Source organism: Glaciihabitans sp. dw_435, assembly GCF_018449675.1.
Lineage (GTDB): Bacteria > Actinomycetota > Actinomycetes > Actinomycetales > Microbacteriaceae > Glaciihabitans.
This window is the reverse complement of the sequence record NZ_JAAVUZ010000010.1, coordinates 100,230-112,485: the sequence shown is the minus strand read 5'-3', so window position 1 is coordinate 112,485 and position 12,256 is coordinate 100,230. Positions and strand designations below refer to the sequence as shown.

General features: G+C 66.8%; 12 protein-coding genes. 6 read left to right on the top strand and 6 right to left on the bottom strand.

Annotation, left to right across the window (positions count from 1 at the left end; translation table 11 throughout):
• Nucleotides 1-267: 267 nt before the first annotated feature.
• From HB677_RS13690 to HB677_RS13675, 4 genes are all read right to left on the bottom strand, one after another.
• A complete protein-coding gene (locus HB677_RS13690) occupies nt 268-1,383 on the bottom strand; it encodes an aromatic acid exporter family protein (protein ID WP_213816287.1) in 1,116 nt (371 codons plus the stop codon).
• Nucleotides 1,384-1,385: 2 nt separating this feature from the next.
• On the bottom strand, nt 1,386-2,486 hold the full coding sequence (locus tag HB677_RS13685) for a folate-binding protein YgfZ (protein WP_213816286.1): 1,101 nt from the start codon (nt 2,484-2,486) through the stop codon (nt 1,386-1,388).
• Complete coding sequence (locus HB677_RS13680; RefSeq protein WP_213816285.1) at nt 2,476-3,072, bottom strand: FABP family protein; 597 nt, start codon at nt 3,070-3,072, stop codon at nt 2,476-2,478. Before HB677_RS13680 ends, HB677_RS13685 begins: the two co-directional genes overlap by 11 nt.
• Before the next feature lie 167 nt (nt 3,073-3,239).
• The gene (locus HB677_RS13675; protein ID WP_213816284.1) at nt 3,240-3,500 is read right to left on the bottom strand and encodes a hypothetical protein; all 261 of its coding nucleotides are present in this window, start codon (nt 3,498-3,500) and stop codon (nt 3,240-3,242) included.
• Nucleotides 3,501-3,553: 53 nt separating this feature from the next.
• On the opposite strand from HB677_RS13675, the gene HB677_RS13670 reads away from it, so the two are divergent.
• Together HB677_RS13670 and mshD are read left to right on the top strand one after the other, a co-directional pair.
• A complete protein-coding gene (locus HB677_RS13670) occupies nt 3,554-4,243 on the top strand; it encodes a response regulator transcription factor (protein ID WP_213816283.1) in 690 nt (229 codons plus the stop codon).
• Nucleotides 4,215-5,096 carry a mycothiol synthase gene (gene mshD, locus HB677_RS13665; protein WP_213816282.1) on the top strand — a complete coding sequence of 294 codons (882 nt, stop codon included), beginning with the start codon at nt 4,215-4,217 and terminating at the stop codon, nt 5,094-5,096. The genes HB677_RS13670 and mshD overlap by 29 nt, the downstream gene beginning before the upstream one ends.
• A 21-nt stretch (nt 5,097-5,117) precedes the next feature.
• On the opposite strand, the gene HB677_RS13660 is transcribed toward mshD, so the two are convergent.
• Entirely contained in the window at nt 5,118-5,996 is an 879-nt protein-coding gene (locus tag HB677_RS13660) for a DMT family transporter (RefSeq protein WP_213816281.1), read from the bottom strand.
• A gap of 49 nt (nt 5,997-6,045) precedes the next feature.
• A complete protein-coding gene (locus HB677_RS13655; RefSeq protein WP_255546614.1) occupies nt 6,046-6,705 on the bottom strand; it encodes a histidine phosphatase family protein in 660 nt (219 codons plus the stop codon).
• 129 nt (nt 6,706-6,834) lie between these two features.
• On the opposite strand from HB677_RS13655, the gene HB677_RS13650 reads away from it, so the two are divergent.
• From HB677_RS13650 to pstC, 4 genes are all read left to right on the top strand, one after another.
• Nucleotides 6,835-9,015, top strand: coding sequence for an RNA degradosome polyphosphate kinase (locus HB677_RS13650; protein WP_213816280.1), 2,181 nt, complete (start codon nt 6,835-6,837; stop codon nt 9,013-9,015).
• Nucleotides 9,012-9,962, top strand: a complete 951-nt coding sequence (locus HB677_RS13645) for an NUDIX hydrolase (RefSeq protein ID WP_213816279.1) — start codon at nt 9,012-9,014, stop codon at nt 9,960-9,962. The genes HB677_RS13650 and HB677_RS13645 overlap by 4 nt, the downstream gene beginning before the upstream one ends.
• Before the next feature lie 128 nt (nt 9,963-10,090).
• Nucleotides 10,091-11,182 carry a phosphate ABC transporter substrate-binding protein PstS gene (gene pstS, locus HB677_RS13640; protein WP_213816278.1) on the top strand — a complete coding sequence of 364 codons (1,092 nt, stop codon included), beginning with the start codon at nt 10,091-10,093 and terminating at the stop codon, nt 11,180-11,182.
• Between the two features lie 123 nt (nt 11,183-11,305).
• Nucleotides 11,306-12,253, top strand: a complete 948-nt coding sequence (pstC, locus tag HB677_RS13635; protein ID WP_213816277.1) for a phosphate ABC transporter permease subunit PstC — start codon at nt 11,306-11,308, stop codon at nt 12,251-12,253.
• The last annotated feature ends 3 nt before the right edge of the window (nt 12,254-12,256 follow it).

Below are 12,256 nucleotides of genomic sequence, written 5' to 3'. Positions count from 1 at the left end.
CGCCACCCACAACGCCACTCGATCCACCCGCTGCTTCGCCACAACTACCACCACCCTCACTAGAGGTGTTGCAACGACGACTTGAAATCACCCGTGCGCGCTCGCCCCGACGCGCCGCACTGGCCCGGTTTGTCGCAATCGCCCGGTTGGCCGCAATCGTCGGTCCGCCGGATTGGGCCCGGTCGGCCGCATTCGCCCGGTCCGCCGTCATCGCCCGGTTCAGTGCGACGGGATGCCCCGGGCACGAGCCCGGCCGGAGCCGCGAAGTCAGACCGGCGGGAGCAGCGCGCGGGCGTCGTCCGCGGTCATTCCCGCAGCGGTCAGCAGGTCGACCACGAGCGGTCGCACGAGCAGCACGATGATCGACTCGGTCACCGGGGCACCCGGCATCGAGCTCGCCGGGTCCAGGCGCCCGGCGACGGGAGTGAGCAGCGCGAGCGCCTCGTGGCGACGCTCCAGATGCTCGACGCTCGCCCCGAGAACGGCGATTGCTTCGGCCACGGGCTGCAGCAGGTCGGCGAGCTCGGGCCGCAGCGTGCCATCCCGCAACAGGAACGACACCCGGCGGGCGATCACCCGCAGGTGCCGCGCGGCGAGGTCCATGCCGGTGAGCACGCGCTGTTGATGTCGCAGCGTCGCCAGGTGCCTGCGCAGGAAGGGCGAGATGCGCGCGACAGCAATGGCGGAGTCGAGGGACGAGGTCCAGTCGTCGACGAGGGCCTGGGTTCGACGCAGGCGCTCGACCGAGAGGCTGGCCGCCGGCTCCCCAGCGACCCGCAGACCGGAGAGCAGTGCGTCCATCGACTCAGCGAGGGCGGACGTCAGGCGCCGTGCGTCCCGATGGGCGATGCCGCGCGGATCCCGCGGCACCAGCGCCGTCACCAGCAGCGCGATCACCCCACCGATCAGCCCATCGAGGCTGCGGGTGAGCACGCCACCGCCGGGTGGAGGCAGCAGCATGACGAGCATCGACTGGGTGCCGGCGGCCGCCGCGAACGCCGCGCTCGGCGACGCAAACCGCGACACCACGAGCGTGAGGAACAGGATGGTGGCCAGCTGCCAGACGCCCGATCCGAACAGCGAGAACAGCACCTCGCTGAACAGGATGCCGATGAGAATCCCCACCACCGAATCGAACACGCGCCGCGGCCGGGCGTCACGGCCGAAGCCAAGGGTCGAGATGACGACGGTGATCGACAGCAGCGGCGTCGCGTGCCCGAACCCGAAATGAGCGATCGAGTAGCTCACCATGGCGGCGATCACGATCTGTACGGCCGCCGGGATCGACGCAAGTGCGCGCTTCAGTGCGACTGTCAGGTCGAGACGGATCCGGATGCGCCGCTCAAAACGGCGCAGCGCATCGCCGGACGCCGCCGGTGGCACGCTCAGCGCCTGACTGCGCCGAGCCGCGGCAGTCGTGGCACGTCGGCCTCCGCGCCCGCATCCGTTGGCACGATGATCTCCTGCGCCGCCGCGATCGCGATGTCGCCGGCCTGCACCACGAGATCGGCTGTCGCATCTGTCGAACGCTTCACGACGGCCAGGGCGATCGGCCCCAGTTCATAGTGCAGTGCGGTGGATGTCACGTGCCCGACGTCCGCGAGCGTTCCGGGCACCTCGGCCCGCTTGTCCGGTGCCAGCACCACATCGCCGTGCGAGGGCAACTGCCCCTCGGAGCCGTCCAGGTGCAGCAGGACCAGACGCCGGGGCGGGTGCCCCAGGTTGTGGACCTTCGCCACCGTCTCCTGCCCGCGGTAGCAGCCCTTATTGAGGTGCACCGCCGTGCGCAGCCAGTCGAGCTCGTGCGGGATGGTGCGCTCGTCGCCCTCGGTCGCCCGACGCGGACGCCAGGCCGCAATGCGCAGGGCCTCGAGGGCGAGCGTTCCGGCGGCGGGCAGCAGTGCCGCCGCCGCGAGACCGTCGCGGGGAATGAGAATCTCGCTGTAGGTGTAGGCGGTGCCGGGGTGCTCGGCGACCTGTGCGTACTGGTGTCCGCCAGACACGACGGCGGCCCACGGGTCGCGCCACACCAGCGGAACCCCGTTGGGTGAGGCGACATCGAGGGCGGGCGAGCCCAGCGTCCCGATGGTCGCGAAGTCCTCTGTACGGTCGGCGACCTCCACGCGCAGCATGAAGCGCATGCGATCCAGCCAGGTGTGGAGACCGGATGCCTCGGCGGGCTCCAACAGCAACCAGGTGGTCACCCCGTCGTCGATCATCCGCACCGCATATTCGAGCCGGCCGGTCGGGTCGAGCAGAAGCGTCTCGGCCGATTCGCCCGGAGCAAGCTGCGACACCGCTTGCGAGGTGAGGGAGTCGATCCAGGTGAGGCGGTCGGGACCGGTGATGGTGAGCACCGCGTGGTCGGAGAGGTCAACGATGGCCGTGCCCTCGGCGAGCGCGCGCTGTTCGCCGAGCGGGTTGCCGTAGTGCTCGGGTGGCGTGCCGACCGCGGCCGGCAACTGGGTGAACGGGTCAATCGACACGGGCGAGCCTTCCGGAGGAATGGGTGCGCAGGTCCTGGCCGAGGGCGGCGATGTCCCACGCCCAGAGCAGGTGGCCCTCGACGAGGCCGTAGATGCGCGTGGCGGCGGCGTATTCCTTGGCGGTGGACGCGCGCATCACGGCGTCCGTTGCCAAATCGATACGTGGGCCTTTTACCTGGCCGAGGTAGAGCTCGTTGATGCCGCCGGGGTGCACGATCGAGACCTGCAGGTCGAAGCCCTCGTTAGCGTTGCGCAAGGTCTCGACGTCCTCGGCGGTGGCGAACGGACGGTCTCCGGTGCCGGAGAGCATGCCCGGGCCGGGGTCGCCGGCTACCGCGGGGCGGTTAAGGCGCCAGTAGCCGCTTTCGGTGACAAGGGGCTTCAGCGAGTCATCCAGCAACCAGCTGTAGGAGTTGTAGTTCAGGTACGGCAGGCCGTCCTGGCTGAACGAGACGCGCTGTCCGAACTCGTAATCGAGCACATCGTCGCCGACGGTGTAGTGCACGACGCCGGTGCCCTCCCAGACGCCGAGAAGCCAGGACAGGGGCACGAGTTCCGCGGGAAGATCGCTGTTCAGCTCGATCATCGGGGCACTTCCGGCGTGGAAATAACCGCGAGAGGTAAGGCAGGCACCTAGCGCTGGCCCTTGAACAGGCGCAGGAGAACGACGACCGAGACGAATCCGATCGACAGTGACGCCAGGCCGAGGAGCCCTACGAAGAAGAGTTCAAGTGCGAGCAGCATGCCGCAATTCTATGCGGCTACGAGCGCCAGAATGCCGGTGGTGACGGCGAGTATTACCAGCGATCCGCCGATGCTCGACATCACGCGCAGCACGAGACCGTCTTTTCGCACGACCGCCAGCTGGATCACGAAGGTGATGAGTACCGCCCCGGCGAACACGATCGGCAGCCAGGTGAAGTACTCGTCGGACGGCGATAATAGGCCGACGAGAAGTCCTCCCACCAATGCCAGAAACCACACGGGCACGATGCTGGCAATCTTGAAGGTCACAAGACCATGTTAAGGCGCTTGTAGACTAACGACCACGCACTTATGGAGGCCCTGTGGCGCAGCTGTTGATCTTGACCTCTGCGGTCGACACTGACGTCTTACCCGCATTAGGTCTTCTTAGTCATAAAACCCGTCAGATTCCGGCATCGCCGGCGTCCCTGATCAGCGCGCCCACGTGCGACCTGATCTTCGTCGACGGCCGCCAGGATCTCGCCGCGGCCAAGTCGCTGTGCAAGATTCTCAACACCACCGGCCTCAACGTGCCGCTCATGCTCGTTCTCACCGAGGGCGGCCTCACTGCCGTCAGCGCCGACTGGGGTGTCGACGATGTCATCCTGGAATCTGCCGGCCCCGCCGAGGTGGATGCCCGCATCCGCCTCGTCATCGGCCGCATGGTGCAGGACAAGTCGAGTTCCAAGATTCAGGCGTCCGGCGTCGTCATCGATGAGGCCAGCTATTCGGCCAAGGTGCACGGCCGCCCGCTCGACCTCACCTTCAAGGAGTTCGAGCTCCTCCGCTTCTTCGCAACGCACCCCTCCCGCGTCTTCACCCGCGAGCAGCTGCTCAGCGAGGTGTGGGGCTACGACTACTTCGGTGGCACCCGAACCGTCGACGTCCACGTGCGTCGCCTTCGTGCCAAGCTCGGCGACCTTGAATCCCTGATCGGCACCGTGCGCAACGTGGGGTATCGCTTCAACGTCTACGAAGACGACAATGAGCGACTCAACTCCGTCGGTTCCTGACTGGTTCGCGCCGCTCGTTCAGCGCGCGCGCGCGACCGACGGACAGCCGCCCTTCTCTGACCAGAGCCTCGTCGACCTGCGCACCGGCGAACGCGAGCTGATCAGCATCGGCACCTCCGCTGTCGCACTCGCGTCTGCGACCGAGGCCGAGTTTGTGGTGGATCCGGATGCCAGGGGCGCGGGTCTCGGCACGCAGCTGCTTGACCGCCTGCTCGCACACGCTCACCCCAGCACCGGGTTGCTCGTCTGGGCCCACGGCGATCACCCCGCCGCCCGCGCTCTCGCCTCCAGCCACGGGCTCACCCCCGTGCGGGAACTGTTGCACCTCCGCATGGAGATGACGCACCCCGCAGCCGCACCCGCACCCGCACCCGCCGACGCTCCCGCCGCTCCCGCGTCCTCGCCCCCTCTCCCCCACGACGCCCGCCTCTCCACCTTCCGCGTCGGCACCGATGAGGCGGCCTGGCTCGACCTCAACGCCCGCGCCTTCGCCCACCACGCCGAGCAGGGAAGTGTTACCCGCACCGACCTCGACGAGCTGATCGCGGAGCCCTGGTTTCGCGCGGACGACTTCCTGCTTCTCCACATCGGCGACGAGCTCGTCGGCTACTGCTGGCTCAAGGTGGAGGGCGACTCCGGCGAGTTCTACGTGGTCGGGGTCGACCCGGACTCGCAGGGAATGGGCCTCGGACGGATTCTCACCACCGCCGGGCTGACCCGTTTGCGGCAGCGCGACATCCGCTTCGCCCACCTCTACGTCGAGGGCGACAACACGGCCGCCGTGCGCCTGTACCGCTCGCTCGGCTTCACCGACGACTCAATCGACATCCAGTACCGGGCACCCGCCCGCTAACGCACGCCTGGGCGCGCGGTGTCAGCCGAGCGGCTCCAGACGCGGCTTCTCCCGCCGCCCGCCCGCAAGGGTGATGCCGATGCTCGCGATGGTCACCAGCAGCAGCGCCGTGATCTGCTGCAGCCCCAGCGCCTGCCGGAGCACCACGAAGCCGGCGATTGCCGCGACGGCCGGGCCGAGGCTCGACAGCACGCCAAAAATGCGCGTCGGGATGCGCCGGAGTGCCGTCAGCTCGAGCGCGTAGGGCAGCGCGCTGGAGAGTGCGGCCACCCCGACGAACGCCACCAGCACGAGCGGCTGCTGCACGGCGGCCACGGCACCGTGCCAGCCGAGCGGTGCCGCGAGGACGGCGCCGATGGCCATGGCGACCGCGAGGCCGTCGATGCCCGGGATGTTCCGGCCGACGTTTGCGCTGGCCAGGATGTAGCCCGCCCAGAACGTTCCGGCGCCCGCGGCGAAGACGAGCCCGATGAAGCCGATCGATCCGTGCAGGTCGAAGCCGAGCAGCACCACCCCGACCAGCGCGAGGACCGCCCACAGGGCATCGGTGAACCTGCGCGTCTGGGTGAGGGCGAGAACGAGGGGACCGAGGAACTCGATCGTGACCGCGACGCCGAGCGGCACCGTCTCGAACGCCAGGTAGATCATGGTGTTCATTCCGGCGAGCGCGACGCCGAGGAGAAGCGCGGACAGCCAGGCGCGGCGGGTCCACGTGCGCATCCGCGGACGCAGCACCGCGAGCAGGATGATCGCGGCAAAGAGCAGTCGCAGGAACGTCGCTCCGAGAGAGCCCACGGCGTCGAATTGCGTGCGGGCGAGTCCCGCCCCGAACTGGGACGACAGGATCGCGAGCAGCACAAGCACCGTGGGAGGTACGCGCGCCACCCAGCGGCCGATCATGACGCGTCTCCGTCTGCGCGGGGAATTCCCCGCGGTCGCCAGCACGGACTTAGGCGGATTCGCCGGTGGGACCGGCGTGTGCGACATCGTCGACCGACGGGCCGCCCACGGCCGCGCCCATCCAGCTGATGGCGGTCCAGCCGGTCTCGGGTGAGCCCTCCAGCACGACGATGCCCGTGTTGCCGAGCGAGTTGTCGCGCACAAAGTCCGGGCCGACGTTGAGGGCGTTGTGTCCCACCCACGCACGAATCACGGCGCCGTGCGAGAACATCGCCACGGTGCCGTAGCCGGCCTCGTAGGCCTCGGCGATGACCGCGTTGTACCGGTCCATGACCTCGGTGCCAGACTCGCCCCCGGGCATCCGTGTGTCGGGATCCTGCGTCCACGCGAAGATTGTCGACATGTAGCCGTGCACTGACTTCTCGTCGCCGAGCATCTCGTAGTCGCCGGACTGGATCTCGCGGATACCCGCACGTTCGGCGGGCACCAGCCCCGTGGCATCCACCAGAGGAGCGGATGTCAGGTGCGTACGCACCTGAACCGACACGTAGATCGCGTCCACTGTTTCGCCGGCGAGCGCCGCCGGAACCGCGGCCGCCTGCTCGAACCCGAGCTCGGTGAGACCCGGCCCGGGGATCCGGGTGTCGAGCAGCCCCTCCACGTTGGACGGAGTCTGTCCGTGACGGATCAGCAGCAGGCGCATTGACATCCCCTTTGGGTACAAAAGTCTTCCCCGCACACGATACTCGCCGCGTAAGACACCCTCTCCCGGCACTGGTTTACGCAACGTTCACGCGCAGCCGTCTCTCCGGGCCGGTACTGGTGCAAGTATTGGGACATGGACTCCGAGACTTACCTGGGCGACGCCGCCGTTGGCGCCGATTACCTCGACGACTACGACGATGAATCGTCCGCAGAAGACGATGGAACTCTGCCAGAAGAGCGCTACCTCGACCGTGAACTGAGCTGGCTCGCGTTCAACCAGCGCGTGCTCGAACTGGCCGAAGACCCCGACCTGCCGCTGCTCGAGCGGGCAAACTTCCTCGCCATTTTCGCGAGCAACCTCGACGAGTTCTTCATGGTGCGCGTTGCCGGCCTCAAGCGCCGCATCGTCACCGGCCTTGCCGTTCCGACCAACGTCGGCCGCAGCCCCAGCCAGTCGCTCGCCGACATCAGCGCCGCCGCGCACGACCTCCAGAACCGTCATGCCCGCGCCTTCCACGACCTCGTGAAGCCCGCGATGGACGAGGCCGGGATCCACATCGAGTCGTGGAACGACCTGGACGAGGCCGACCGCGTGCGCGTTGCCGACATCTTCGCCAATCAGATCTTCCCCGTACTGATGCCCCTGGCCGTCGACCCCGCACACCCCTTCCCCTACATCTCGGGGCTGTCGCTGAACCTGTCGATCCGGGTTCGCAATCCCAAGACGAGCCGGGTGGAGTTTGCGCGCCTGAAGGTGCCATCGGTTCTGCCCCGGTTCGTGCAGCTTCCCGATGACGGAACCGGCCAGCTGCGGTTCATCCCCCTCGAAGACCTGATCTCCAATCACCTCGAGGACCTGTTCCCGGGCATGGAGATTCTCGAGCACCACGAGTTCCGCGTCACGCGCAACGAGGACGTGCAGATCGAGGAAGACGAGTCGGAGAACCTGATTCAGGCCCTCGAGAAGGAGCTGCTCAAGCGCCGCTTCGGCCCGCCGATCCGCCTGGAGATCACCGACGATATGGACGCGGTGACGCTGAGCCTGCTCATGCAGGAGCTCGACATCACCGAGCAGGAGGTCTACCGCCTGCCGGCGCCGTTGAACCTCGGTGGCCTGTTCGAGATGAACAAGCTCGACCGACCGAAGCTCAAGTACCCGAAGCACGTTCCCACGACCAGCATGGGGCTGCTGCCGGGGGAGCCGACGGAGGTCGTGGACGTCTTCTCGTCCATCACCAAGCACGATATTTTGCTGCACCACCCCTACGAGTCGTTCGCAACCAGCGTGCAGAGCTTCCTCGAGCAGGCGGCCGCCGACCCGAACGTGCTCGCCATCAAACAGACGCTGTACCGCACCAGCGGTGACAGCCCCATCGTCGAGGCACTCATCGACGCCGCGCAGGCAGGCAAGGCAGTGCTCGCCCTCGTCGAGATCAAGGCGCGGTTCGACGAAACCGCGAACATCAGCTGGGCACGCAAGCTGGAGAAGGCCGGCGTGCACGTGGTCTACGGCCTCGTCGGACTCAAGACCCACTGCAAGCTCGCGCTGGTGGTTCGTCAGGAAAAGAACGGCACGCTCAAGCACTACAGCCACATCGGCACCGGTAACTACAACCCGAAGACCAGCCGCATCTATGAGGACATGGGCCTGCTCACCGACAGCGACACCGTCGGCAAGGACCTCACCCGCCTGTTCAACGAGCTCTCCGGCTACGCCATCGAGAAGAAGTTCAAGCGTCTGCTCGTTGCTCCCCTTCACCTGCGCAAGGGCCTGCTCAAGGCCATCGCCGTGGAGACGGCCAACGCCCGGGCTGGACTGCCCAGTGGCATCCGCATCAAGGTCAATTCGATCGTCGACGAAGCGATCATCGACGCGCTGTACCGGGCGAGCAATGCCGGAGTGCCCGTCGACATCGTCGTGCGGGGCATCTGCTCGCTGAAGCCCGGCCAGGAGCGAGTGAGCGAGAACATCAAGGTGCGCTCGATCCTCGGACGCTACCTCGAGCACTCCCGCCTGTTCGCCTTCGTCAACGCAGGCGACCCACTGGTGTACATCGGCAGCGCCGACATGATGCACCGCAACCTCGACCGCCGCGTCGAGGCCCTCGTGCGGCTCACCGAGCCCGACCACATCGCCGAGATCGACGCGCTCTTCACGCTGTCGATGTCGGATGACACGTCGTCGTGGTGGCTCGAGGAGAACGGCACCTGGACCCGCCACGCACGCAACGAGGACGGCGAGCCGCTTGCCGACCTGCAGAACGTGTTGCAGAAGGATATTTCCGCCCGCAGGAGGGTGGGAAAGCTTCGATGAGTTCGCTCGGCCTTCCTCCCGTGCTGGCCGCCGGCGCAGTGTGCTGGCGGCTTGTGGACGGCAAGGCACGGGTTCTCCTCGTGCACCGCGACACCCATTCGGATGTCTCGCTGCCCAAGGGCAAGCTGGACCCGGGTGAAACGCTCCCCCACACCGCGGTGCGCGAAATCCAGGAAGAGACGGGACTCTCGATCTCGCTCGGCGCCCCGCTCGGCGAGGTTCGCTACACGATGCCCAGTGGGCGGGAAAAGCTCGTCTTCTACTGGGCCGCCGAAGTCGACGACGACGCCCTCGAGCTCTCGAATTTCCAGCCCAACGCGGAGATCGCCTCCGTCGAGTGGTTGTCGCTGGGCAAGGCCCGCAAGCGCCTGACCTACCAGCATGATCTGCAGATCCTCGACGAGTTCGAGCGTCGCTTCACCGCCGGTCTCGTGCGCACCTTCGCCCTCATCGTGCTGCGGCACGCGAAGACCACGCCGCCGGACCGCTGGGACGGCCCGGACTCCACCCGCCCGCTCATGGCCACGGGCGTCACGCAGGCCCAGAGCGTCGCCCCCGGCATCGCGGCGTACAACCCGCGCAAGATCTTCGCCAGCACCGCTGCCCGCTGCATCGCCACGGTGCAGCCGCTGGTGCGACTGACGGGGCTCAAGGTCAAAGAAAAGGTCTCGCTCAGCCAGGACGCCCATGAGATGGGGGAAGCGGATGTCTGGGACTTCGTCGCCAAACGCGTCGCACGGCGCGAGACGGCCGTGCTCTGCACCCACGGTCCCGTGCTCCCCGACCTCATCGAGGAGATAGCCCGGCTGACGAACACGCCCGTCACCGCAGAGCTGCGTCACGCCGCGATGCTGTCGCCCGGCGAGTACACAGCCGTTCATCTTTCGCGCGCCAATCCGGAGGCCGGAATCGTGGCAATCGAGACGACGAGTCCAGCACTCTACTGAACTGTTTAGGTGTCGTTTACCTGTTGTTTACCCGCCGGGACGGCACCGGCCACCCTGCCCGCATAGTTTCATTCCTTGGGTCGCACCGGCCCAATCCTGTAAATGAAACATTCCCGAAGGGAAACCCTGTGAAGTTTTCGCGTATCGGCAGCATCGCTGCCGTGGCAGTCGCAGCCACCATCGTTCTTTCTTCTTGCGCGTCCAACGAGGCCGCTGCTCCCAGCGACTCCAACTCCGCCGCAGCACTGACCGGCACGCTCGCCGGCATCGGCTCGTCCGCTCAGGGCACCGCGCAGACCAACTGGATCAAGAACTTCCAGACGGAGAACCCCGACGTCACCATTAACTACGACCCCCAGGGTTCGGGCGCTGGCCGCACGGCCTTCATCTCGGGCGCTGCTGACTTCGCCGGCTCCGACGCCGCGCTGAAGGACGAGGAGCTCTCGGGCACGTTCGGCAAGTGCGCACCCGACTCCAAGGCCATCGACCTTCCCGTCTACATCTCACCGATCGCCATCGCGTACAACGTTGACGGCCTCACGGACCTGAAGCTCGACGCTGACACCGTCGCCGGTATCTTCAAGGGCACGATCAAGACCTGGAACGACAAGGCGATCACCGCTCTGAACCCCGACGCCACGCTGCCGTCCGCCAAGATCACCGTCGTCCACCGTTCGGATGACTCGGGCACCACGCAGAACTTCGCACAGTGGGTCTCGGCTAACGCCCCCACCGTGTGGGACGCAGAAGCAACCCAGACCTACCCCTACAAGGTCGGCGACGCTGCCAAGGGAACCTCGGGTGTCGCTGACGCCGTCAAGAGCTCGCCCAACAGCATCACCTACATCGATGACTCGGCCGCCGGTGACTTCGGCAAGGCTCAGCTCAAGGTCGGCGACGCGTTCTCGACCATCAGCGCCGAGGGTGCTGCCGCTGTCGTTGCCAAGTCCCCGCTCGTTGAGGGACGCGAGACGAACGACCTCGCGATCAACATCGACCGCAAGAACACCGAGGCCAACGCCTGGCCGCTGGTTCTCGTGAGCTACCTCATCACCTGCCAGACCTACACGGACCCGGCCGTTGGCACGCTCGTGAAGGCATACGCCGGCTACGTCGCCAGCGCGGATGGCCAGACGGCCGCCGCCACGGCAGCCAAGTCCGCTCCGCTGTCGACCGACCTTTCGAGCAAGGTTGCCGCAGCGATCGCTACCATCAAGTAACAACGCTTCACCTGAACCGGCCTGGCTGCGCTCTCGCGTTGTCCAGGCCGGTTCGCACGGCCCCGTAAGAAACTCGGCTCGCACGAGCCGCCCTTCCCCAGTGAGATCGTCAGGAAGCCGGAAATGACAACCCCACCGTTCACGCTCCCCAAGCGAAAGACGACAGTCCGCCTCGGCGACAGAATCTTCTCGTCGAGCACCATCGTCGCCGGCTCGATCATCCTCGCCGTTCTCGCCGCGGTCACCCTCTTCCTCATCGCGCAGAGCATCCCCGCTCTCGTCGCCAAGCAGGGCACGCTTCCGGGAATCACCACCAACTTCTGGGACTACGTCGGTCCGCTGGTATTCGGAACCCTCTGGGCAGCACTCCTCGCCCTCCTGATCTCGACGCCGATCGCGATCGGTGTCGCCCTCTTCATCTCCCACTACGCACCGCGCCGTGTCGCGCAGGTGCTCGGCTACATCGTCGACCTGCTCGCCGCTGTGCCGTCGGTCGTCTTCGGACTCTGGGGCGCGAAGGTTCTCGCCCCGACCATCCAGCCCTTCTACGAGTGGTTGAACACCAACGTCGGCTGGTTCCCCCTCTTCAGCGGTGACGTCACCGGAACCGGACGCACCATCCTCACTGTGGCCATCGTGCTGGGTGTCATGGTCCTGCCGATCATGACCGCCGTCTGCCGCGAGATCTTCCTCCAGGCGCCCCGCCTGCACGAGGAGGCCGCTCTTGCCCTCGGAGCCACCCGCTGGGAGATGATCCAGATGGCGGTGTTGCCCTTCGCCCGCCCCGGCATCATCTCGGCAGTGATGCTGGGCCTCGGCCGCGCCCTCGGCGAGACCCTGGTGGTCGCCATGGTGCTGTCGCCGGCAGCCGTCGTGTCGTTCCTGGTGCTCACCTCGCAGAACCCCAACACCATCGCCGGCAACATCGCGCTGCAGTACCCCGAGGCGTTCGGTCTCGGAGTCAACACGCTGATTGCGACCGGCCTCATCCTCTTCGTCATCACCTTCATCGTGAACGCGATCGCCCGGTACGTGGTGAATCGCCGCAAGGCCTTCTCGGGAGCGAACTAATGA